Genomic DNA, 24,639 nt, shown 5'->3' with positions numbered 1-24,639 from the left:
TAGATGACATATAAATTATAAAGTTTAATTTGTAAACACTTTGTTAGTCCATTTCAGTAAATGAAACAAATAGGCTTGACCCTGACGGGAGGAAATAAAAACATGACCGAAAATGCAAAACGCGTCCTCCTGGTCGATGATGAAGAAAAACTGCTTCAATCCATTGCTCAGCGTATGAAAGTAATAGGATTCGTACCGTTCACGGCAACCAATGGCATGGCGGCAATCGATATTGCCATGAAAAATTTAATAGACCTGGCCATCGTCGACCTGAAAATGCCCGATATGGATGGACTGGTGACGATCACCAAACTCAAGGAAATTAAACCCGACTTAAAAACCATCCTGCTCACCGGTCATGGAAATGACAAGATCAAGCAAGCCACCGAATCGCTCAACACCCTCTATTTCGAAAAAGAGGAGATGGGGGACTTCTGGCATTTTATAAGAAAACTGAACACTGATGGCAATATGGTGGTCATCCGTCCTCCAGCGGACTCGCCCCGCGCCCCGGTCGGTGGTATGGAGCTGCCCGGCACCTACCCGGCCAATGAGATCGAAATCCACCCTCATCGGGAGCTTTTCAACACCGGCGATCGGGTCGAAAGACGTTCAACCGGTCCGAATCGATCCGGCGACATGGACCGGCTGCGCATTGTCGGCGAAACACCGGCCATGCAAGAGTTACGCAAAAACATTGAACGCGCGGCGTCATTGGACTGCAGGGTCACGCTTCGTGGAGAACCGGGCACCGGCAAGGAACTGGCGGCCAGAGCCATTCACGCAGGGAGTATGCGCCGAACGCATCGTTTTCTGGCCATCAATTGTGCGAATTTCGGCAGCGAGCAGCTCGCCGGGCAGCTGCTGGGTTACCAAAGCGGAAATCTGTCCGAGGCCATCCGAACTCACGACGGTATTTTCAGCAGCGACCAGGTGGGTACGCTCCTTTTCGACCAGGTTGAAGAAATGCCTCTCAATATGCAGGATCAGCTGCAGAGCATCCTTGATATGGCCGACGGTCAACGATCCGGCAACCCAACGGAAACAGGCCTTGATATCCGCATCCTTGTTGCCACCGACACAGACCTGGCAAAACGGGTGAAAGCGGGATCGTTCAAAAAAAACATCTACGATCGTCTGAAACTGTTCGAGCTGACCATTCCGCCGCTGCGTGAACGCAAGGATGACATTCATCCGCTGTTTCGGTATTTCTTCGACAAATACCGTCAGGAACTGGGAAAGCCCGTCGATTCGATTTCTCCGGAGGTCGTGAAACTCCTCGTTGAATACGATTTCCCGGGCAACGTACGTGAATTGGAGCATATCGTCGAGCGGGCGGTGATCCTGGCCGACGGCAGCACCATTGAGCGAAAACACCTGCCGGAAAGGTTTCTCGAAAGCCCGTCATCGAGCAGGTCGTTGGAACCCAGGCGGTTTTCAACGCTGGCGGAGCTGGAAAAGCATTACATCGTTGAAGTGCTCCAAGCCAACCACGGTAACAAATCCAAGACATCGGAGGTTTTGGGAATCAGTCGTGCCGCCTTGTGGAGAAAGCTGAAACAACTCAAGGCAGAACAGCCCGTTTCATGACGAGGTTGCCTTTCGATCAAGAGGCAAGTATACAATAACATGGGTCCAATGCCCCGGTTGGCTCTCCATCTTAACGGTCCGTCGTGGCGCTCGACGATTCGTTTCACGATAGCCAGTCCCAAGCCCGATCCACCATGTTCAATACCTTTGTCGGTCGATCTATCCGTTCGATCACGTCCCGGAAGTCCCGGGCTTTGATTTTCCTTCAATTAAGGAGCCCTTGCAGTGAAAACCATCCGCAGCAAGGTCATCATTCTTTTTTGCCTGTGTGTATTTTTCGTGGTTGCCCTGGCCTTACTTGCCTATCAGAACACGCGCTATCTCGAGGCGAAACTCATGATCATCGAAAGCTTCGATGACCTGTTGGATGATGTCCTGGAGTTGCGGCGCTACGAAAAGAACCTGATTTTTTATCAGGACGCCGTTTCACTGGAACAATGCAGCCGTTACCTTCTCCAGGTGGATGCCTCTTTTCAACAGATCGCGGCTGACATTATCACCGTTGCCGGCGATCAGAAGTACAGCCAGTTCATGGGGGATCTGGGCGCGTACAAGAAACTGTTAAATCGCTACATGTCCATTGTCAGAAAAGGGGAACAACTTCCCGACCTGAATGAAATCAGGGAAAGCGGGAAGAAGCTCATCACCTTTTCGGAAGATCTCATCAACATCAAGCGAGAGCGGATCAAGGTGCGGCTGCAACGTTATGTCGCCTATTTTGCATTGCTGCTCTTTTTTTTCTTTGGCCTGTTCGTCTATATTTTCCAACTCATCAGCAGCAGCATCCTGCGGCCGTTGAGGGTAGTCGAAGAGGCGATAAAAAAGGTCGCCAGCGAAGAGTTCGTACCGGTCACGTGCCGGCCCCACCGGCATGACGAAATATCGCGATTGATCGAGGCGTTTAACAAGATGGTTGAAGAACTCAACAAGAGAGAGAATCAACTGCTGCAGTCGCGGAAAATGGCATCGATCGGTACCTTTACCTCGGGCATTGCCCATGAACTCAACAATCCCATCAACAATATATCCTTGATTGTTGAATCGCTCGTTGAAGAAGACCAGGACCTTTCCGTCGAAGAAAGATCAAACTTATATCAGGATCTGATGGACCAGGCCGAACGAAGCAGCGATATCGTCAAAAAGCTTCTCGAATTCTCGCGCAACCGCTATGCCAAGACGGAAAAAGTGGCGCTCGACGATATCGTTCGGAAAACGGCCGATCTGGTAACCAATGAAATGCGGTTGAACCGCGTCAAGTATTCACAGACCATCGAAGGCGGGCCCCTGCCTGAATTGCGGGTCGACAAGGGCGGCATCCAACAGGTGTTCTTGAACCTCTTCCTCAACAGCATCCAAGCCATGGGAAGCGATGGCCGGATAGACGTCGTCATGAGCACGAACCCGGCTGCCCGGGAAGTTCGAATCGATGTCCGCGATACCGGAAAAGGGATTCCGCCGGAGGATCTGGATCGGCTTTTCGACCCGTTTTTTTCGACGAAGAAGGAGGGCGAAGGCACCGGCCTGGGGCTTTCGGTGTCCTACAATATCATCAACAAGCATAACGGTCGTATCGAAGTCGAGAGCACGCAGGGAGAAGGTACCTGTTTCTCAATTTTTTTACCGATGGAGAAAAATGTCGACACGAACTGACCCAAAAGCCAAACCCCGATTGGCCGTGGTGGACGACGAAGCCATTACCGCCCGGGAGATCAAGCGCCATTTTGCGAACGCACCTTGCCACGTGGATGTTTTTTCCGATGGCGAATCGTTCCTCCAGAAAAACCAAACCGAACCGTTCGATGTCGTTTTGTGTGATCTGCGACTGCCGGGCATGAGTGGGCTCGATGTCCTGAACCAGGTGAAGAAAACAGACCCGAATGGCGAAGTAATCATCATGACGGGCTACGGTGCCGTCGACACGGCCATCGCCGCGATCAAGAAAGGTGCTTTTCATTACATTACCAAACCGTTCAAGACCGCCGAAATCAAATCGCTCGTCTTTCGCGCCTTGGAAAAAGTGGCCCTGGTCAAAGAAAAGGAAAGCCTTAAAAAAGCGCTTTTTTCCAACCATTCATTTATGGATCTGGTCGGTAACAGCCGGGCCGTCAGCGGCGTTAAAAAACTCATCCGCAAGGTGGCGCCGTTGACCTGCAATGTCCTGATTCAAGGAGAAAGCGGAACCGGCAAGGAGATCGTTGCCCGAATCGTGCATGAACTAAGTCCGCGAAACCATCGGCCCTTCGTATCCTTCAATTGCGGGGGATTCACAGAGGAGTTGATCGCCAATGAGCTTTTCGGGCATGAAAAGGGCGCCTTTACCGGGGCGGTCGACACGAGAATCGGTCTCATCGAGGCATCCCACGAAGGCACGATCTTTCTGGATGAGATCGGCGAGATGCCGGCCACCATGCAGGTCAAGCTCCTGCGGTTTGTGCAGGAACGCAAGTTGAACCGGATCGGCGGCATTCGGCCGGTCTCGGTGGATACGCGGCTGATTGCGGCCACCAACCAGGACCTCAAGGAACTGGTGGCGGCTAAAAAATTCCGGGAGGATCTCTTCTACCGGCTCAACGTAGTGTTGATTACCCTGCCGCCGCTACGCGCCCGTAAAGACGATATTCCCCTGCTGATCCGCCATTTTCTTTCAAGATACAATTCAGGCTTCTGCAAAGCGATCGAAGGGGTCGACAACGACGCTCTCGAGATTCTCACCCACTATCCGTTTCCAGGCAATGTCAGGGAATTGCAAAACATCATCGAACGAACGGTCGCGCTTTGCGACGATCAGATCATCCGCCCCAAAGATCTCCCGCCCGATCTGCAGCGCCTCGATATTGACAGCATGGAGGAAAGCCGACCGGTCTCCCTCGAGGAGGTAGAAAAAGAACACATCCTACAGGTCCTGCGGCAGACTGACTTTCAAAAGGCCCGGACGGCCGAAATCCTGAAAATCCCACGAACCACACTCTGGCGCAAAATGAAACGTTACCACCTGGTGTAGACGGCTACTTGCCCGTTTCGGTTAAGTAAAAAGCCGACAGCCACAGCCAATAGAGGCGCGGGAGGCCCGCCAGTCGGGAAACGGTTCATTTTGAAACCCTTGTCTGTTTGATCAATTCCAAACATAACTTACCGAAAATAAATCGGATACAAATTGGCCGGTTTCATTTTGAAACTTTATTTGCGCCCGTTCAGTGTCGGTTGATTTCTAACTGGTCGAAAATATTCGATTAATCAATCTGGCACGCTTATTGATTCGGCTATCGAGAAAAACCCGAGCCGCGAAAGTGGTATGAACGTGCCCAGCCAAAGAAACATCTTGGTCCCCTTCAATATCAGATGCAATGATCTGAATGGCGTGTATCATGCCCTGGCACTGGCGGAAAGAATGCAGGCCAAAGTGATCATTCTCGCGATCGATCTGAATGAAAAACGCACAAATTCGCATATTGAGAACTGGGTCCATGAGGCCTTGCGCGATCTGGTGCAGAGTGCATGCCAACAGGGACTGCCAGTGTCCTACCATATTGCTCAGAATGGGTTTGAAAAGGAAATCACCGGATTGATCGCCGAGGAAAACATCGACCTGCTGGTATTCGGAGCCGGCGACAAACTGATGGCAGATGCCATGCAAGGGCTGAGACCGAAAATTGGTGCACAACTCATTACCGTTAGAGAAAAAGGAACAGCTCATTTTGTGTAGAAAGGAGGAATTTACAGCATGCCGATTATCATGATTTCGAGCCTGCCGCACTGCTCGGCAGAAAAATTGGCTGAAGATCTGGGTCGGAAAACGGGGTGGCCGACGTTGAGTCGCAGGGAATTGGCGGACCAGGCACACGCCCAGGGCATCAAATTGGGGCGGATCGAAACATCGATCATTAAAAAGCCGATCAACAACGAGCGGCTCGCCCGGGAAAAGGACATTTATCTGGCTCATATCACGGCCGCCATCTGCGAAAAAGCCCGGGACGGCAACCTCATCTACGAAGGTCGCGCCGGGCATCTTTTGCTTCCCGGTGTCCGGCACCGGTTGCGTGTCGGCCTGATGGCCCCGAAAGAGGCCCGTATCGAGAAGGCGATAGCGGACCTGAACCTGCCGCGAGAGAAAGTATCAACCTATTTGGACCAGATCGATGAGGACTTTGAAAAATGGGTGCATTATGTTCATCGGGCAGAGTGGAAGGATCCGGGTCATTTCGATTTTTTCATCAATCTGCAGACCATTTCCTTGTCACATGCGTCCGATTTGCTGGTCAGCATCGCCTCACTTCCGGACTATTGCACGACAACGGAAACCCGCAAAGCGATGGAAAATCATCACCTGACGGCAAAAGCCAAGTTGTGCCTTTCGACCGATGATAGGACGCGGCGAGCCAATTTTTGGGTCAGGGCCGTCGACGGAACGGTTACGGTCACCTACATGCCGGGTCAAAAAGGGATCGACCATGCCATCATCGACGTCCTAGAGCAGTTGGAGGGATGCAACAAGGTGCAGTGCACGATGGCCGAAACCAATGTCTTGTGGGTACAGGAGCGTTTCCAGGGTGTCGACGACAATTTTCACCACATTACCCAGATCGCCCAGCGCTGGGGGGCGGCAGTCGAATTGCTGCAAATCGCCCCGTCTTCCGAATTGGCGTGCGACGAATGCTTGGCTGCACCCGCGAATGAAGTCAAAAACCCGCCGGCGGGAAGTGGGCCGGCCGCATATACAGGGGGCGTGGAAGATGACGGCCCCGAAGCACCCCGAAACGATGGCGGCCTTGGCAAGGTCATGGAAGAACTGGTTTCCATCGGACGTTCGGGCGGTGGAAAAACAATCTACGGGGGCAGCGAAGAAATCATCGAGGCGGTCAAGGACGCCACGAATTGCTCTCTGGTGGTATTGGGCGATATTTTCCTGGACAAGGGGCACGAAGCTCGCAAACGGCAGGTCCGGGAACTGGCGCTCAATGTTCGCGAACGATTCAAGGTCCCCGTGGTTACCGGCGACGAGATCCGATCGCGATTTTTCTTCGGTCCCCGACAAGCTGTTAAACTGGTGACGTTTGCGTTGGCTGCGGCTTGTATCTATGCGGCGGTATTTATGTTCCAAGATGTGATCCTGAATTTTCTGGGTGGCCCGATACACCAGAGCGCCAAAGTCATTTCAGCAATCTGTGTGGTCCTGTTTGTTCCTTTAGTTGCGTATCTTTACGGCACGGTCACCGGTCTGCTGCTCAAGTTGGTCGGCGTTGATTAATATACCGGCGTTACGACGTCTTTAGAGGAGGTCAAATGATAGTCCACTTTCTGCATATCAGTATGTCGACAGCCTTTCAGGTGGTTTTGTTGGGTTTTATCGGCGGCGTGCTGAGCGGCTTTATCGGCAGCGGCGGTGCTTTTTTCATGACACCCGGAATGATGAACCTGGGCATTGAGGGCGTGGTGGCCGTCGCCAGCAATATCACTCACAAATTCGGCAAGGCCATGGTCGGATCGCACAAACACAGCGAGGCCGGCAATGTCGATAAAAAGCTGGCGGTTTTCGTCCTGGGTACCGCCATCCTCGGCATTCAGATTGCCGTCTGGATCACCAGTATGCTCTTTAAAGGAGGCGCAGGACACGGCATGTCCAAAGGCGCCGGGGCCAATTTGTATATCAGCGTGGTCTTTGCCACCATCCTGACCGTCGTTGCCCTATCCATGCTTCGAGACCTGATCAAGTCCTCCGGCCAAGAGAATGGAGGGGCCGGCCCGTCCCGGAAGATCGCGGATTTTCTCGCGAAACTCAACCTGCCGCCGGTGATCTATTTCAAGGTCGCCGATATCAAAGTCAGCCTCTGGGTCATTCTCATCGTCGGGATCGCCACCGGATACCTGGCTGGAACGATCGGTGTCGGGGGCTTTATCGGGGTGCCGGCCATGATCTATGTTTTCGGCGTGCCGACCGCTGTCGCCGCGGGAACGGAACTGTACCTGGCCATGTTCATGGGCGCTTACGGCGCACTGAGCTATGCCTACCAGGGATTTGTGGATATTCGGCTGACCATGCTTCTTTATATCGGCTCCCTGCTGGGCATTTATCTGGGCGTCTACGGTGTCAAGGTGGTCAACGAAAAGGTGATACGGCTCGTAACCAGCCTGATCATTCTGCTTTGCGTCTTGAGCCGGATCATCGCCATTCCCATTTATCTGCGTCAACTGGATATCCTGGGCTTCGATCCTGCATGGGACGTCTACTTCAACGCGGCCAGCAAGTTCTTCCTGTTTGCCAGCGGAATTTCAGGCTGCCTGGTGATTCTCTTTTTCGTGATGCGTGCCTATCACCAGCGACGCCAGATTCACAAAACGCTTCAGGTAGACCGGGTTCCGGAAACGACGTGACAATTCTTGAATCCATTGCCATTTGGCCTCTATCCTGAAAAAAACGGTTGCCCCAACGGAGGATGCACCATGAAAAAGAAATTGGAAATTCTGATCCTGGACGATGAGCCCATTGTTGGCGAGCGGCTCAAGGCGGCTTTGCAAAAAGACGGGTTTGGTGTGGAGATTTTTGTCGAGCCTGAAAAAGCCCTGATGCGCCTGTCGGAAAAACCGTTTGATATCGTTGTGACCGACATCCGAATGGACAGTATGGATGGACTTCAGATTCTGGAGCACGTTTCCAAAAATTCCACGTCGACAAAGGTCATCATGATAACCGGCTTTGCAACCATCGAAGTGGCTCGGGAGTCGCTTGCCAAGGGGGCCTTCGATTTCATTGCCAAGCCCTTCAAGATAAAAGAAATCCGCGCCACGATCGCCAAAGCGGCTGAAGAAATCGAAAACGACAGCCAGTCTTCGGTTGCGGCTGCCGTGGTGCATTGACGATTCAGACTGCCGGGCGGATCGGATGTTCACGTCAGCGGAACCGTTGTGGCGACCCATCGCGTGACTCACGTGAGCCGGCCCAGACGCACCCGCCTTCCGCTCGGCCGGCTGCAACGGAGACACCAACGCCAAGGAAGGTTTGCAATGCAGATATACAGAAGTCCGATGGAAAAAATATTAAAACAGATGGAAGACAATGAGATCATCACCAATCCAAAGAAACCGGTTCGGTCCCTGGTTAATAAGGTCATCTATCGGTGCATGTATTACGCCGATAAATTAGACCGGGTCGCCAGGCATATCTTTCATCGACACCCACGGTCATAGCGGACGAGCCACTCGTTTTTGCCATGGGGCACTTGAATTCTGCTGCTGTCGGTGATCACCATCCCGTTGGTGATTCTGCATGGGTTACCCGTGACCCGGAAATTCATCATCGAAGAAGAATTCCTTGAAACCTCCCTGATCACCACCCTCTTCGTTACTTCCGGCCGATCAATGATCTCTCCCGGGCCATCGACCGGGTGCTTTCGACGGTTTCGAAAAAATTGACCGTTGAACGATCCCTATCCTTTGCGCTATAACCGACGCATGCCAGGAAGCCGGGAGCGAATGAACGATCCGGACGATCTCAACATTATCGACGGACGTTCAGCTTACCGAAAAACGGTGCCGACGTTTACGATTACCGTATTACCGAAGGAAAACGCCGCTCATGTCCATTGTCACCATATCCCGGGGGTCCTACAGCCGGGGCAAGGAAGTTGCCGAAAAGCTGGCCCGGGCCTTGAATTATGAGTGCATCTCGCGGGAAATCATCCTCGAGGCATCCGAACATTTCAATATTCCCGAACTGAAGCTGGTCCGGGCGATCCACGATGCCCCGACGATCCTGGATCGGTTCACCTCCGGCAAGGAGCGCTTCGTGGCGTTCTTTCGTGCGGCGCTGCTCACCCACCTTCAACGGGACAACGTCGTATTTCACGGACTGGCGGGCCATTTTTTTCTGCAGCGGATTTCTCACGTTCTCAAGATCAGAATCAGTGGGGACCTGGAGGACCGGGTGCGCGAAGAAATGAAACGCGAAGACATCTCTGCCGACGAGGCGCGCATGGTGCTGGTCAACGATGACGCCGAGCGCCGCAAATGGGGGATGCAGCTTTTCGGCCAGGACACCTGGAACCCTCTGCTGTATGACATGGTCCTGCACATCGGTAACATGAGCGTGGATGATGCGGTTTCCATCATTCTTCATGCCCTCGACCAACCCTGCTTCAAAAGCACTGGGAACAGCCGAAGACGGCTCGACGATGCCGCCCTGGCTGCCCGTGTCGAAGCGGCCCTGGTCAAGGAATTCCCCAAGGTGATGGCCGATGCGGGTAATGGAGAAGTGTTCGTGAGCGTCCGGGGATCGCTGGTGGATGAAAATATCATCACGGCAAAGGTCAAACGGCTGGCGGAAAAGGTGGACGGGATCCAATCCCTCCAGGTGAATATCGTCCCGTTTGTGGTGGAAGACTGAACCATGACAGCCTACCCGGAACCACCCGCGGGATGAGTGAACATCATGAACCGGTATAATCTGGAGTCCCGACCCTCCGATGGCAGATCCTGGCTGAGAAGGCTGTTTCCCTTTCTCCGCTGGTGGAATTTCATCGGCTGGGATACCTTGCGGGCCGATCTTCTGGCTGGCCTCACCGGTGCCGTCATCGTTCTTCCCCAGGGGGTGGCCTTTGCGATGATCGCCGGCCTGCCCCCGGAATACGGTCTCTACACCGCCATCGTCACCCCGGTGGTGGCGGCGCTTTTCGGATCATCCCTGCACCTGATATCCGGCCCCACTACGGCGATTTCCATTATCGTGTTCACGTCCATCAGCCCCCTGGCCGAACCCGGTTCAGCCGAGTATATTCGTATCGTCCTGACCCTTACCCTCATGGCGGGGGTATACCAGCTGGCCTTCGGCCTGGCCAGACTGGGCACGCTGGTCAATTTCGTCTCCCATTCCGTGGTCGTCGGTTTTACCTCGGGAGCGGCCATCCTCATCGCCACGAGCCAGATGAAACATGTCTTCGGTCTCGATATGCCCCGTGGCCACTCTTTCCTGCAGGTCTGGATGAGCATCCTCAACGAAGTGGAGCATATCAACCCCTATGTATTCGCCGTGGCCATGGTCACGCTGGCCTTTGCGGTATGGTTCCGAATCGTGATTCCCCGCTGGCCGGGGATGCTCTTTGCCATGATCATCGGCAGTCTGGTCTGTCTGCTGATGGACGGCAGCCAGCACGGCATCCATCTCGTCGGCCAGATGCCGGCCACCCTTCCGCCGCCCTCCCTGCCGGATTTTTCCTTTGATACGATCCGTCGATTGGCTCCGAAAGCGCTGGCCGTGGCCCTTCTCGGCCTGATCGAGGCCCTGTCCATCGGCCGTTCCATTGCCGCCAAATCCCGCCAGCCCATCGACGGCAATCAGGAGTTCATCGGCCAGGGACTATCCAATATCATCGGCTGTTTCTTCTCCAGCTACGCCGGTTCCGGCTCCTTCACCCGCTCCGGCATCAATTATCAGGCCGGCGCCATCACCCCCCTTTCAGCCGTATTCTCAGCGGCGTTCCTGGCCCTGCTGCTTCTGCTCATCGCCCCCCTGACCGCCTATCTGCCCATCGCGGCCATGGGAGGAATCATTCTGCTGGTAGCTTACCATCTCATCGACATGCATCACATTCGCACCATACTGAAAACCAGCACCGGGGAAACGGCTGTGCTGCTGACCACCTTTCTGGCCACCTTGTTCCTGGACCTGGAGTTCGCCATTTACGCGGGTGTCCTGCTCTCCCTGATCCTTTACCTGAACCGCACCGCCCACCCCCGCATCGCCAATCTGGCGCCGAACCCGGACACCACCGGCCCCCCGCTGGTTGAAACGGACATCGAATGCCCGAAACTGAAGATCATCCGCATCGACGGCCCGTTGTTCTTCGGGGCCGTCAACCATGTGGGCGAGTACCTGTACAACATCGACAGAACGTTGACCCGCAAGCGCAATGTACTGATTGTGGGATGCGGCATCAATTTCATCGATGTTGCCGGTGCCGAGATGCTTGCCCGCGAGGCCCAGCGGCGCCGCACGCAGCGGGGGAACCTGTACCTGTGCGAATTCAAGCCCGATGCCAACCGGGTGCTTGAACGGGGCGGCTATCTGGAAACCATCGGCCGGGATCACCTGTTCGTCACCCAGAAAGAAGCCATCGCCGAAATTCTGCCCCACGTCGATACGGTGAGGTGCCAGCAATGCGACAAACCGGTTTTCAAGCAATGCCCGGTGGAACCGGGCCGGAAAAATGGATAAACGCACCTGATGAATAATGCTTCCGTGATCTCCCGGCTCTCATCTCAACTGCTTCGTTCCCCGGCGCGCGTATCGATCCTGGGTTTCGCCCTGCTGATCGCCGTGGGCACGGCTCTGCTCATGCTGCCGGCATCTTCCGTCGAGTCACCCATGGGATTGGTGGATTCGCTTTTCATGTCCACCTCGGCCAGCTGCGTTACCGGCCTGTCGGTCATGGATATCGGCCGACAGCTGACCCTCTTCGGCCAGCTGGTGATCCTGCTGCTGATCCAGGTGGGCGGATTGGGGATTTTGACCATTTCCACCCTGCTGCTCATGATGATGAAAGGGCGCCCTACCCTGTCCGGCCAAGCCATCATCAAGGACACCTTCACCTACGGGGAGGGCAAACAGACGGTGACCTCGGTGCTCAGGGCGATATTTGTTACCGCTTTTTCCATCGAGGCGGCCGGGGCGCTGTGCCTCTACCTGCGGACGGCACCGGCGGCGGGCTGGGAGCAAGCCGCCTACCCGGCCCTTTTCCATGCCGTCAGCGCCTTCTGCAACGCCGGTTTTTCCCTCTATGCGGACAGCTTCGTCGGCTTCCGGGAGGATTGGATCGTCAATGGCGTGTTGAGCCTGCTGATCATCATCGGCGGCATCGGCTTCGTGGTCATTGCCGATGTAAAAAACAGATTTCTCGGCAGGAAAACAACCCTGAAGCGACTGAGCCTGCACAGCCGCCTGGCGCTGTCCGCCAGCGCCTTTCTCATCCTTTTTGGAACCCTGGCGATCCTGTTCATGGAGTGGAACAACGCCCTGTCGCCCTTGAGTTTTCCCGGACGTCTGCTGGCCGCCCTGTTTCAGTCGATCAGCGCCAGAACCGCCGGTTTCAACACCCTGGACATGGGCATCATGGCCAACGAGACCCTGTTCATGCTGTGCATACTCATGTTCATCGGCGCCTGTCCCGGTTCCTGCGGCGGGGGCGTGAAGACCACCACCGTAGCCGGCCTGGCGGTGCTGGGCATCTCGCGGCTGAGAGGATTCAACCGTCCCCAGGTGTTTCGGCGCACCCTGACCGAGTCCAGCATATCCAAGGCCACCAGCGTGGTCATAATCAGCGCGGCAGCCATCACCCTGGCCGTCATGATACTGATGATGAGTGAATTGGGCGGCCTTTCCCACACCCAGACCCGGGGGCGTTTTCTGGAGCTGTTTTTTGAAGCCATCAGCGCCTTCGGGACCGTCGGTCTGTCCACCGGCATCACCGGCACCCTGTCCCCATTCGGGCGCATCACGATTGTGCTGCTCATGTTCATCGGCCGGCTGGGTCCGATGGTGATCGGCCTTGCCGTAAGTCGGGAGCGCATCAACCGATTTCAGTTTGCCGAAGAAAACATCATGATCGGATGAAATTATGGAAAAACAATTTGCTGTGATCGGATTGGGAAATTTCGGATTCTATCTCGCTGCCGCCCTGTTTCAGAAAGGCCACGAGGTGCTTGGCATCGACATCAGCCCCCGGCAGGTTCAGGAAATCCGGGATAAGGTGAGCCGCGCGGTCATTGCCGACGCCACCGATCCCCAGGCACTCAGGGAACTGGAGCTGGAAAAAATGGATGCGGTGGTGATCAGTATCGGGTCCGTGCTCAACAGCTCCATCCTGGCCACCCTCAACGTCAAGGATATGGGGGTCAAGCGGGTGGTGGCCAAGGCGGTCAGTGAGGCCCATGGCCGGATCCTCCAGAAAATCGGCGCCGACGAAATCTATTTCCCCGAAAAGGATATCGCCCTGACCGCGGCCCAGCGCCTCGACAACCCTAACGTACTTGATTACCTGCCGCTGATGGAGGGATACAGTATTGCCCAGTTAGCTCCCCCGAGAGAGTTTATTGGAAAAACCCTGATGGAACTCGATCTGATCAACAAGCACGGGATCCAGGTGGTTGCCGTGAAGGAACTGGTTCCCGAAAACGTGGTCATGATCCCCACCGGCCGGTTCCTCGTCAAAGACAGTGACGTGTTGGTCCTGCTGGGACCGGACAAAGCGCTGGCCGGCCTGAAGGCGTAATCCAGATGAATTTCTCTCGGACAGCCTCATGGCGGCTTTCAGCCTGCCGACAAGCCGTCCCGAAGAAGAACCCGCTGGTTTCCTCACACCAATGAACCTCCATTAAGGTCATGATCGACTGACCGTCTCATCCTGGATTAAAAATTTACGCCCGCGTGGAAAAATTGAGATTGAGGTGGGAAAGCATTAAAAACGGAAAGTGCGAGACCCGCTGGTAAAAAAAGCGGAACTGGGAACTCCTTTTTCCAGGCTGTTGACGATATGCCTGCTTGTGACTTGAATGCTCGATATATCGGCAGGTTATCACCCATCCGGACAATGACAGAATCGTAAAGACGCCAGCGGGTTTGAATAATGCGGAACTCCAGGTTCTTAAAAAACCAGGCAAATTTTTAACTATCTGTTTTTATATATAATTTTTTTGGCACATTTATTGTTTAATTACGATGATCATCCATTCAGTGAATCATAAGCGCTATCCCACCGGATAGGACATCTGAAAAAAACCTGTTCGATGGATTTTATAAACCGTCAAGCTCAGGAGTCTGGAAAATGAAGAAAAAAAATGTCTTTAGACTGGCAATGGCACTGTTTGTGGTAATCAGCCTGGTAATCAGCACCGGTGTCATGGCAGCGGAGAAAGCAACCCAGGGGACCATTCAGGGGAAAGTTGAACAGGGAAACAAGGGCACCGCCGTGATCAAAACAGACGACGGGCATACCTTTAAGATTCTGGGTCAGAATATGGCGACCATGATCGGCAAAACCGTAAAAGTCACCGGCACACTCTCTAAGGAGGGAAATGCCGCCCGCTCCATCATTGTCACCCATTTCGAGGAAGTTCAGGATTAATCGTGCCTGTACCCTGACCCATTGAACGGCTGCGGCCGGTGTCTCCGAGCGTTGATGCGCGAGGCACCGGCCGTTTTTATCGATTTTTTCCCCCTCGTCCCCCTCACTCCATTTTCCTGAAAACCCCGCCCGTCCCGGCGATTCACAACCCCCTGAATGGATTGTGATGCATGCTGTTGGATCCGCATCCCCCCAAAACCAAGACGGTGCCGGTCGGTTGTCCCGCCGGATTGTCAAAGCGGAAAAAATGGTTAATAGTTCCTTGGATAACTGATCCATGAAGGGAAACCAGATAATGCCTCAGACAAAGTCTTCGCTCTGGACGCGTTTTGCCGCTATCGCGCAACCCTACTTCTTCCCCGTTATTCCGGGTGGCGGCTGGTCCACCCTGCTGCTGATGATCATGCTGATGATCTTCCTTTTCGGCGCGCTTTTTGTTTTCGTCGCCGGCATCATTATCGCCGGGAATCATTTTGCCCCTTCCCTCACCGCCAAAATCGCATCGGGACTGACATCGCTGGTAATGGGCATCTTCCAGTCCAGGAGCGGGCTGCTGGTTGCGGCCGCCCTGGCCGTTCCGGCCATCGTTTTTGCCGGCTTCAGCCGGCACCTGAGAGCCCGCCGGCAGGCCTGGCTGCTGCTGGCCCTGGTCCTGCTCCTGTCCCTTTGCGTAACCGGCATCAATGTGGCCTTCAGCTATATCGGAAACTATTTTACCAACGCGCTGGTGAAAAAGAATCAGGAAATGGCCTACCTGTATGTGGCGGTCTATTTCAGCGGCTTTCTGGTCGGCATCCCCGTCGTCGCTTTCTACAGTTACCTCCAGAGTTATCTGGGCATGCGCTGGCGGGAATGGATGACCGGTGAGTTTCTGGGATACTATTTTAAGAACCGCCACTATTACGAGATCGAAACCAGCGGTCTGATCGACAATCCCGATCAACGCATCATGGAAGACATCCGGTCCTTCACCCGGACGTCGCTGGCGTTTCTGCTCATTATATTGGGTTCCCTGATGGACCTGATCTCGTTTACGGGTATTCTCTGGTCCAAGTCCAGGTTGCTGGTCATGGTCGTGCTGATCTATTCCGTGGCCGGCACCCTGTTGACGGCGCTGTTCGGCCGGCGTCTGATCCGGCTGAACTTTAACCAGCTGCGTTACGAGGCGGATTTCCGCTACTCCCTGGTGCATGTGCGCGACAATACCGAATCGATCGCCTTCTACCAGGGCGAGGGGCCCGAAGTGGCCCATATCAGCGGACGTTTCCGCAGCGTATTGAAAAACTTCAGCCTGCTGATCGGCTGGCAGCGGAATCTGTCCTTTTTTACCACCGCGTACAGCTACCTGCCGGTCGTGCTGCCCTTTCTGGTTCTCTTTTCTCTCTATTTCAGCGGCAAAATCGAATACGGAGACATGGTGCAGGCCAACTTCGCCTTTACCCAGGTTTATGCGGCCCTGTCGCTCATCGTTGCCCAGATAGAAGAGATCACGAATTTCGCCGCAGGCATTCAGCGGCTTTCGACCTTTTCCGATGCCGTCTCCCCCGACCGGTCGGCAGCAGCAGGCATCCAAAGCGAGCAGGCTGACCATTTCGCCCTCAACCGGATGACCCTGATGACGCCGGACAACACACGCCGCTTGATCGAAAATCTGACCTTTTCGCTGGATCGCCATGACAATCTGGTGGTGGTCGGCAGCAGTGGCGTCGGCAAAAGCTCGCTACTCAGGGCTATCGCCGGCTTATGGACCCGCGGCAGCGGTATCGTGCAGCGGCCGCCGCTGGATCGGATTTTTTTCTTGCCCCAGAAACCGTATATGCTGCTGGGCACGTTGAAGGATCAGCTTCGCTATCCGCGACTTCAACAGGATATTTCGGGAGCCGAATTGCAGCGCGTGCTCGAAACGGTGCGTCTCGACGACCTGGCGGATCGGATGGGCGGGTTCGAGGTCGAACTGGATTGGGCCGATGTCCTCTCACTGGGCGAGCAGCAGCGCCTGGCCTTTGCCCGACTGCTCATCAACCGGCCCGGGTTTGCCGTACTTGACGAAGCCACCAGTGCCCTGGATCGGGAAAATGAGATTCACCTTTACGGCACATTGAAGGCGTTGGGAATCCACTATATCAGCGTGGGTCATCGCAGAACCCTTTTGGATTATCACGACTGCGTACTCGAACTGCGGGGCGGGGATCGGTGGCGCATACTGCCCGTCGGGCAATACCGGAAAACGCTCGCGGCGCCCTGACCGCAGCTTACCGGTGGAGCCGGTCAAACCGAAGAGCGGACTCAACCCGGGTTTTTTGATCGCTCAACGGATGGACTTTTTATAGAAGGGCAGCGCCTGACACTGCTGAAAACCAATGGAAATCCATTCGACATCGGTGACCGGTTGCCGATCCACCTCGAAGATGACGTCTCCGGGTTGAAGACCGGCTTCGGCCGCCGGCGAATCCGGGGCCACTTGCATGATCGCCACCCCCTGGATTTGAGTGCTTGCGCAATCTCCGGCAATGATGAATCCAGTGCCCAGGGTCCAGACGATCCCTACACCTCGACGATTTTGGGTGGTCCTTATTGTTGGTGCGCCAGGATAAAATCAGCGAGGGCAGCCCGCTCCGGGTCGGTCAACGCTTTCGTCTTCTCAACATAGCGTTTCATCATGCCGGCCTTTTCCGGTTTGACCACAGCGGCACCCTGACCGTTCAGGTAGCCGGCCAGTTGTTGCGGCTTGCCCTGATAGGCCTGAGCGATATCCGTGAGGGAAGGGTTGATTTTTGAAGTCGTTTCCGGGTGATGGCAGGACATGCACCCCATGGATTTGAAAAGGGCTTCTCCATTTTCCTCGCCGAAACTCAAAGGTGCAAAAAACATGATGCCCAAAACGACAATAGTAATTTTTTTCATCACCCGCTCCTTGGCTGTATGGTTCGGTTTGCGCGGTTCGTATTGTCTCAATCCTCAGTATCCCTTTTAATAACCATGACCGGCCCTTTGCTTTTGCGGATCACCCGGTCGGACACGGCTCCCAGAAACATGTCACTGAGGTTCGACCGTCCATGGGAGCCGATGACGATAAGGGAAGGGTTCTCCTGCTCTTCCACTTCGAGGATCTCACGCCAGGGGAAACCGGTTCTGATGATGGGCTTCACCGTAAAGCCGATATTCTCCAACGCTTTGCTCATCTCTGCCAGCGACTCCTCAGCGATTTCCTGGGCCTTTTTTTTCCACTGCAGGATGTCTTTATCCAGTATGGCATGCCGCCTCAGGCCGTCGATGATGCGCTGGTTGATGACGTGCAGGATGACCACTTCCTGGGCTCCGGCTTCTTTGAGCTGTTCAATGTAATCCAGTGCTTTTGCCGCCACATCGGAAAAATCGGTCGGATAGAGGATCTTTTTAAACATGCGGGGACTCCTTTCATAGGGATTGGTAAAGCGTTTATTGTCTTCGCAACGGCTGTGCTATTCAAATAAAATGTGTCGTCCGGATGGCCCTCTCCTTCAGCTACAATCCATTAGGGAGAATTAATGATCCGCCTTTCGGGAAACCATCAACAGTCTGGCCTGAAAGATGATTCCAGCGGCCATCAGTAACGCTGACAGTGCCGGTGCATAGGGGGCATGCCGGCCGAGCGCCTCAATGATCATTGTGGCCCCAGCCACCGATGAAAGAAAGATCAACGCCCAGTCAAAGAGCAGATACAGGGCCACCGCTCCGACGATACCTCCGATCAGGGCCAGTAATGCGCTGGGGTCATACCCCATCATCATCGTCAGGTGAAGAGCAATGGTGCTGCCGGCCACGAATCCCCCGATACCGATGGCCAGTTTCTGGAAAAACAGCGCCAGAATCGCACCGATGACGCCGCAGATCATCCCCGCTGCCCAGAGAACCCAGAATGGCTGAGGGCCGAGAACCAATTGGGCCGCCTGGAGTCCGGCGGCAAATCCCACCACACCGACAAATAACCAGAACAACTTCCAGCCCAGCACCAGAAGCATCACTCCCGAGGCAGCCAGGAACAGATTCACTGTCTTCTTCTCCAGAGAAATAAGGTTAACACCGATATCGGCAGGCATCCCGCTTATGGGGCGGTAGTCCGCGAGCCGATCAACGCCTCTGCATCCCTGGAATGGTCGCGAGCTACCAGCATGTAGATGGACGGCACCACAAACAGGGTGAACAAGGTCCCGATGGCCATGCCGCCCACCAGCACCAGACCGATCGAGTTTCTGGCATGGGCGCCGGCACCGGTTACCAGGGTCAGGGGAAAATGGCCGGCAATGGTGGCGCCGGTGGTCATCAGAATCGGCCGCAGGCGGGTCATGGCGGCGGCGCGCACGGCTTCCCGCTTGGCTCGCCCCTGCCGCTGCAGGCTGTTGGCGAACTCCACGATGAGGATGCCGTTTTTGGACACCAGGCCCACCAGGGTCACCAGCCCCACCTGGCTGTAGATATTCATCGTGGTGGTCCACCCCTGGGTCCAGAAGGGCACGTTGGGGTCGGGCATCTTCAGGAAAGTGAAAACCAGAGCACCGAACATGGCCAGGGGCACCGAGCCGGCCAGGATCACGAAAGGGTCACGGAAACTGTTAAATTGGGCCGCCAGGACGAGGAAGATCAGCACCACCGCCAGACCGAAGGCCTGGATGAAGGTATTTCCCTCGGTGCGCAGCTGACGCGATTCGCCCGTGTAGTCCAGGACGTAGCCTTTGGGCAGAATTTTTGCGGCTTCATCCTCCAGGTAGCGCAGGGCCTCGTCCAGAGGCCGCACAGCCACGCCGCTGATGGTGACGGCGTTGAGCTGCTGGAAACGGTTCAGGGATCGCGGGACGGTGGAGTTGCGGATAGTGGCGATGGTGCTCAAAGGCACCAGCTGATTATCCGGACCGGTCACATATATACTGCGCAGCTGGTCGGGGTTCAGGCGGTCCGTCCGGCTGATCTGCGGCACCACCTTGTAACTGCGCCCGGCAATGCTGAAGCGGTTGACATAGTTGCCGCCCACCATGGATCCGATGTCGCTGCCCACCTGCTGGAGATCCAGGCCCAAGTCGGCCACCATTTCCCGGTCGATGACGATTTCCGACTGGGGCTGGTCGATCTTGACATCGATGATGGGCGGGAAGGCAAACATGCCGCTGCCCATGGCCTTGAGCTGCAGCTGCCGAGCGAATTGAAGGATCTCCGCCGGCTCCGCCGTGGAGGCGATGACGAACTCCACCGGAAAATTACCACCGCCGGGAAGCGCCGGCGGCGAGACTGCGAAGAGCCGGATCGCCGGAATGGCGCTGACCTTCTGCTGTACCCGGGGCAGCAGCTGCGCCACGGTGGCCTCGCGTTCATCCCAGGGCTTGACCACCATGCCGGCAATGCCTGAATTGGGGCGGGTGATCTGGAAGGTGAATTGCGTTTCCGGGAAGCTCATGTAGGCATCGTTTACCGCCGCCGCATAGCGGCTGTTCAAGTCGAGGGTGGAGTTGGCCGCCGCATCGATAATGCCGAAAATGACGCCCTGGTCCTCGGATGGAGCCAGCTCCCTGGGCGACATGCGGAACATGGGGATGGTCAGCAGGCTGACCACGATCCAGACCGTGTAAACCGCCGGCCGGGCATTCAGCGTGCCATCCAGCAACCGCCCGTAGAAGGCGGTGAAACGTTTAAAATCCCTGGATATCTTACCGGCAAAACCGCGTTCGGACATCCCTGGGGTCAGCAGTTTGGACGACATCATCGGCGACAGGGTCAGGGCCACGATACCGGAAATGGTCACCGCGCCGGCCAGGGTGAAGGCGAACTCCCTGAACAGGGATCCGGTCAGTCCGCCCTGCAGGCCGATGGGCGCATAGACCGCCGCCAGGGTGATGGTCATGGCGATCAGGGGGCCCACCAGCTCCCGGGCGCCGAACAGGGCCGCATCGATGGGGGATTGTCCCTCTCTCAAGTGGCGTTCTACATTTTCCACCACCACAATGGCGTCGTCCACCACCAGCCCCACCGAAAGCACGATGGCCAGCAGGGTGAGCAGGTTGATGGTAAACCCCAGGATCTGCATCAGGAACACGGCGCCGATGAGCGACAGGGGAATGGCCACCACCGGCACCAGCACGGATCGCAGGGAACCCAGAAACATGAAAATGATGAAAACGACAATCAGCAGCGTTTCGGACAGGGTCTTGATCACCTCGTGGATGGCATTGCTGATGTAATTGGTGGCATCATAGGCCACGCGTGCCTGCAGGCCCTCGGGAAGCTGCTTGCCGATGGCGTCCATCTCCCTGCTCACCAGACGGATGACGTCCACCGAGTTGGCGTTGGGCAGGGGCCAGATGCCCATGAAAACGGCCGTCTGCCCGGAAAAGCGCACTTCCGTGTCATAGTCTTCGGCCCCGAGGACGACGTCGCCGATGTCTTCCAGGCGGATGGCGGCGCCGTCCTGCTGCCGGACCACCAGGCGTTTGAACTCCTCCACGGAGCGCAGGTCCGTGTTGGCCGTCAGGTTGACCTGGATCAGGGATCCCTTGGTGCGTCCCACGGCCGCCAGGAAGTTATTGGCCGCCAGGGCCTGGCGCACCTGGACCGGGCTGATGTTGAAGGCGGCCATGCGTTCGGGTTTGAGCCAGATGCGCATGGCAAAAGTTCGGGCGCCGAGCACATCGGCCCGCTGCACCCCTTCGAGTGCTGAGAGTCGCGGCTGCACGATACGCACGAGGTAGTCGGTAATCTCATTCTGCTGGAGGGCATCGGAGGTGAAACTCAGGTAGGCCGAGGCGAACTGGCTGTCCGCCGACTCCACGTTGATCGTGGGCACCTCGGCCTCCGGGGGCAGGTCGTTGCGCACCTGATCCACCTTGGAACTGATCTCCGACAGGGCTTTGATGGGATCGTAATTGAGCTTCAGGCGCGCGCTGATGGTGGAAAGTCCCAGGGCGCTCTGGGATTGGATATAATCGATGCCGTCAGCCGCCGCAATGGCCCGTTCCAGCGGGATGGTGACAAAGCCGCGCACCAGATCGGCGCTGGCCCCCACATAGACCGTGGTGACGGTAACCACCGCGTTGTCGCTGCGCGGGTATTGGCGAACGTTGAGGGACCGCACGGCCTGAAGACCGGCAATGATGATCACCAGGTTGACCACCAGGGCAAGAACAGGCCGCCGGATGAACGGATCGGTAATTTTCATGGGTTAACAGGATTTCTGGTTTCTGGTCCAGCGTTTGGAGTTACCGGTAAAATGCGTTGCCGGAGGACTGAAAAGCGGTTGCAGGCTTTCCAATGAGCCAACAAGCGCCACGCGTCCGATATGCCCGATTACCCTTCCTGCGGTTCGGGGGCCAGTTTGAACTCGGGAGAAAGCGTGTTGTCCACCACCACAGCCTGACCGTTGCGCAGCTTGAACGCGCCGGTGCTCACCACGGTCTGGCCCTCCTCGATACCGGAGAGCACGGTGATATAATCCCCCCGCTTTTCCCCCAGGCGGACGAACTGCTGGCGGACGACGGTAGCGGAGGACGATCCGCTGTCAGTGGGTTTGCTCTCCACGATAAATACCGAGTCGCTGTACGGGGCGTACAGTACGGCAGTGGAAGGAATGGTCAGCACCTTCTGGACTTCCGGCAGTACCAGGGTCACATTGACGAACATACCCGGGCGCAGGTGCTCCCGGGTGTTGGCTATCGTGGCCTGGACGCGGATGTTGCGGGTAGCGCTGTCCACCTGCGGATTCACGGCGGTGATGCTGCCTTGGACGGTCTCGCCGGGCAGGGCGTCACTGGTCAGTTTTACGGCCAGGCCCTTCCTGATTTTGGCCAGTTCCTGCTGGGGCAGCTGGAAATTGACAAAAATCGGATCCATGGCCTGCAGGGATACAATGGTGTCACCGTCATTAAGGGTCTGGCCCAGGTTGATCAGGCGAAGCCCAAGACGGCCGGCAAAAGGGGCCCGGATGGTCTTTTTGGCGATCGTGGCGCGGATGGCGTCCACCTGGGCCGCGGCCTTCTTGAATTCGGCCTCGACAGTGTCATAATTGGAGGGGGTGATCACTTTCTGGGGCAGGAGTTCCTTGGCCCGTTCAAAATTTAGCCGGGCCAGTTCCATGGACGCCTCCGCCGAACGGAGCTGCGCCGCCTCCGATGTCGTGTCCTGTTGAACCAGCAAATCTCCGGCCTTCACCGCACTGCCGGGCTCAAAGGCGATCTTGACCACTTTGGCAGTAAGTTCAGCGGTTACCATGACCCCCTGGACCGCCTCGAGGGAGCCCACGGCAGTCAATACGGACGGCCACGTAGCCGATTGCACCACGGCCGAGGTCACGGTCTCGGGCGGCGGCACGAATTGTTTGCCCTGGGCGATCATCCGGTTGATCTGAAGCCCTTTGACGCCCCCTAGCACACCGATCAGCACGACCAGTCCAATAATGGAAAAAATTACGGTTTTTTTCATGGAATTCCGTTTCTTTGTCTCAGGCCATCACCTCTGTCCGCGACTTGACGCGCCAATAAAAGGGCGGTGATGAAACTACAATCCAAGTAACAAAATATTATTACGATGCTCAACAAAGTCAATGCGTGGCAGGAATGAAGGTCAACTTTCAGGGGAAGAGGAGTGACTTGGATATGCCGTCGATCAAAACGGATGGGAATCCATCACGGGATTGCGCCCGAGAATCTTCTTGAAATAGTCCAGGGCCAGTACCGCGTATAGTTCATCCCGGTTCATCTGCGACAGCAAGGCCTGGCTGTCAAACGCACCTCCCACTTTCTTGCGGAGGGTGTGGGACGATGCGATGCGCTGTTCCAGGCCGGCGAGATAGTCCTTGGCATACTCCCTCAAGGTCGGCGTGGGAAGGTTTCTGCATTTTGCGAAGGTTTCCGCCAGCCGGGCGGGTTCGGGAAGGCGAGGGCTTTCCAGGATCGTTTTGAAGGCCGTAGCCACACGGACAAGCCCCCGATGGATATGTTTGGGCTGAACCATGTTGATGCCGGCCCACCCGGCCTTCACCCAACTGACGGTCCCGCACGCGACGGATGATATGGAAGGATCCGCCTCGTAGTAAACGGTGATGTTGAACGAATCATACATATAGGTATTGACCCACCCCAAGCCACCGAGGTTCAGGCCCTTATCGCGGGTATACAGGTAGTTCCATTCTTCATCGGTGCCCAGCACCCACCCCTTTCGACCCACCGCCGACGGTTTCTGCTGCCGGTAGATGCTGATCATCACCTTCCCCTTCTTGTAGGGACAAAGGATGACCATCTTATCGACGTCGTAGCTGTAGTAGGCGCCGGTGTGCTGGTCCGGGGTGATGGTGATATGTTCGGTCCCTTTGAGAATGAAAGGTTCCTTCAGGTCGGCAGATGCCGCTGACAGCCTGGCGAACTGCCGGTCACCGCCGTCCACCCGGGTCCATTGAGCCAGCCGCAGGGAGGACGGCCAGAAGAAAAAGGAAGGGATATCGGCATCCATCGTGTAACCGATGATATGCTGGAGGTTGGTGTTAACGGTAAACTCATGATAGGCGGAAGGCGCGTCAAAGGAATCGTCGGCCCGATATAGTGCACCGGCCGGTTTGGATGAGAGAAGAAACCCGATTACAGGTGAAATGTGCCGGGCATCAAAGGCGGAACCGTTTTCAATTTTTACCAGATCCAGAAAATAATGGAGGGCCGGAAGCATATCGTCCGGAACATCCGCGTTTGTCGACAAGGCATCGGCACGGGTTGCCGCCAAAACTAACAAGCCTCCGGCGATAATCGAAAGAAACGTCCGGCCAAGGAAAGTCATACAGGTCATAACCGACTCTATTAATTTGTTAAAACGCAAGGCAGCCCCTTAATCGTGCCGCCTTGACCCGCTTGTGTTGCGCGTACGAATGCTATGGCTATTTATTAATGGAAAACGCCTGAAAAGGCCAGTAAAAGAAATGTAATGCATGAAG

Annotated in this window: 20 protein-coding genes; 13 read left to right on the top strand and 7 right to left on the bottom strand. The window is 55.8% G+C overall.

The features are described from left to right. Positions 1-102: 102 nt before the first annotated feature. From ACHZBS_RS20285 to ACHZBS_RS20225, 13 genes are all read left to right on the top strand, one after another. Positions 103-1,590, top strand: coding sequence for a sigma-54 dependent transcriptional regulator (locus ACHZBS_RS20285; RefSeq protein ID WP_319408341.1), 1,488 nt, complete (start codon positions 103-105; stop codon positions 1,588-1,590). Positions 1,591-1,815: 225 nt separating this feature from the next. After that, on the top strand, positions 1,816-3,240 hold the full coding sequence (locus ACHZBS_RS20280) for an ATP-binding protein (protein WP_319408340.1): 1,425 nt from the start codon (positions 1,816-1,818) through the stop codon (positions 3,238-3,240). After that, positions 3,224-4,591: a sigma-54 dependent transcriptional regulator gene (locus ACHZBS_RS20275; RefSeq protein WP_319408339.1), complete on the top strand. Its 1,368-nt coding sequence runs from the start codon at positions 3,224-3,226 to the stop codon at positions 4,589-4,591. The genes ACHZBS_RS20280 and ACHZBS_RS20275 overlap by 17 nt, the downstream gene beginning before the upstream one ends. Positions 4,592-4,882: 291 nt before the next feature. Continuing rightward, on the top strand, positions 4,883-5,293 hold the full coding sequence (locus ACHZBS_RS20270) for a universal stress protein (protein ID WP_319408338.1): 411 nt from the start codon (positions 4,883-4,885) through the stop codon (positions 5,291-5,293). A gap of 18 nt (positions 5,294-5,311) precedes the next feature. Further along, positions 5,312-6,835 carry a cytidylate kinase family protein gene (locus ACHZBS_RS20265; protein ID WP_319408337.1) on the top strand — a complete coding sequence of 508 codons (1,524 nt, stop codon included), beginning with the start codon at positions 5,312-5,314 and terminating at the stop codon, positions 6,833-6,835. A gap of 35 nt (positions 6,836-6,870) precedes the next feature. Continuing rightward, positions 6,871-7,959 carry a sulfite exporter TauE/SafE family protein gene (locus ACHZBS_RS20260; RefSeq protein ID WP_319408336.1) on the top strand — a complete coding sequence of 363 codons (1,089 nt, stop codon included), beginning with the start codon at positions 6,871-6,873 and terminating at the stop codon, positions 7,957-7,959. 69 nt (positions 7,960-8,028) lie between these two features. Further along, the gene (locus ACHZBS_RS20255; RefSeq protein WP_319408335.1) at positions 8,029-8,442 is read left to right on the top strand and encodes a response regulator; all 414 of its coding nucleotides are present in this window, start codon (positions 8,029-8,031) and stop codon (positions 8,440-8,442) included. Positions 8,443-9,160: 718 nt separating this feature from the next. Further along, a complete protein-coding gene (locus tag ACHZBS_RS20250) occupies positions 9,161-9,967 on the top strand; it encodes a cytidylate kinase-like family protein (protein ID WP_319408334.1) in 807 nt (268 codons plus the stop codon). A gap of 45 nt (positions 9,968-10,012) precedes the next feature. Beyond that, a complete protein-coding gene (locus ACHZBS_RS20245) occupies positions 10,013-11,794 on the top strand; it encodes a SulP family inorganic anion transporter (protein ID WP_319408333.1) in 1,782 nt (593 codons plus the stop codon). Between the two features lie 9 nt (positions 11,795-11,803). Beyond that, the gene (locus ACHZBS_RS20240; RefSeq protein ID WP_319408332.1) at positions 11,804-13,189 is read left to right on the top strand and encodes a potassium transporter TrkG; all 1,386 of its coding nucleotides are present in this window, start codon (positions 11,804-11,806) and stop codon (positions 13,187-13,189) included. 4 nt (positions 13,190-13,193) lie between these two features. Beyond that, positions 13,194-13,847, top strand: a complete 654-nt coding sequence (locus tag ACHZBS_RS20235) for a TrkA family potassium uptake protein (protein WP_319408331.1) — start codon at positions 13,194-13,196, stop codon at positions 13,845-13,847. Positions 13,848-14,399: 552 nt separating this feature from the next. Beyond that, a complete protein-coding gene (locus tag ACHZBS_RS20230; protein ID WP_319408330.1) occupies positions 14,400-14,699 on the top strand; it encodes a hypothetical protein in 300 nt (99 codons plus the stop codon). Between the two features lie 295 nt (positions 14,700-14,994). Continuing rightward, on the top strand, positions 14,995-16,944 hold the full coding sequence (locus ACHZBS_RS20225) for an ABC transporter ATP-binding protein/permease (protein WP_319408329.1): 1,950 nt from the start codon (positions 14,995-14,997) through the stop codon (positions 16,942-16,944). Positions 16,945-17,007: 63 nt separating this feature from the next. Here ACHZBS_RS20225 and ACHZBS_RS20220 read toward each other — a convergent pair whose 3' ends face one another. The 7 genes from ACHZBS_RS20220 to ACHZBS_RS20190 all read right to left on the bottom strand — a co-directional run bounded on the left by ACHZBS_RS20220 (position 17,008) and on the right by ACHZBS_RS20190 (position 24,431). Continuing rightward, entirely contained in the window at positions 17,008-17,211 is a 204-nt protein-coding gene (locus ACHZBS_RS20220) for a PDZ domain-containing protein (protein WP_319409103.1), read from the bottom strand. A gap of 59 nt (positions 17,212-17,270) precedes the next feature. Then, a complete protein-coding gene (locus ACHZBS_RS20215) occupies positions 17,271-17,603 on the bottom strand; it encodes a c-type cytochrome (protein WP_319408328.1) in 333 nt (110 codons plus the stop codon). 47 nt (positions 17,604-17,650) lie between these two features. Next, complete coding sequence (locus ACHZBS_RS20210) at positions 17,651-18,103, bottom strand: universal stress protein (protein ID WP_319408327.1); 453 nt, start codon at positions 18,101-18,103, stop codon at positions 17,651-17,653. A gap of 120 nt (positions 18,104-18,223) precedes the next feature. Continuing rightward, the gene (locus ACHZBS_RS20205) at positions 18,224-18,730 is read right to left on the bottom strand and encodes a DUF4203 domain-containing protein (RefSeq protein ID WP_319408326.1); all 507 of its coding nucleotides are present in this window, start codon (positions 18,728-18,730) and stop codon (positions 18,224-18,226) included. A 53-nt stretch (positions 18,731-18,783) separates the two neighbouring features. Continuing rightward, entirely contained in the window at positions 18,784-21,882 is a 3,099-nt protein-coding gene (locus ACHZBS_RS20200) for an efflux RND transporter permease subunit (protein ID WP_319408325.1), read from the bottom strand. A gap of 128 nt (positions 21,883-22,010) precedes the next feature. Then, positions 22,011-23,141, bottom strand: a complete 1,131-nt coding sequence (locus ACHZBS_RS20195) for an efflux RND transporter periplasmic adaptor subunit (protein ID WP_319408324.1) — start codon at positions 23,139-23,141, stop codon at positions 22,011-22,013. Positions 23,142-23,324: 183 nt separating this feature from the next. Next, entirely contained in the window at positions 23,325-24,431 is a 1,107-nt protein-coding gene (locus ACHZBS_RS20190; RefSeq protein ID WP_319408323.1) for a hypothetical protein, read from the bottom strand. Positions 24,432-24,639 lie beyond the last annotated feature (208 nt).

This window comes from uncultured Desulfosarcina sp. (assembly GCF_963664155.2).
Taxonomy (GTDB): domain Bacteria; phylum Desulfobacterota; class Desulfobacteria; order Desulfobacterales; family Desulfosarcinaceae; genus Desulfosarcina.
Note: the sequence above shows the minus strand (reverse complement) of the source record. Positions and strands in the feature narration are given on the sequence as shown.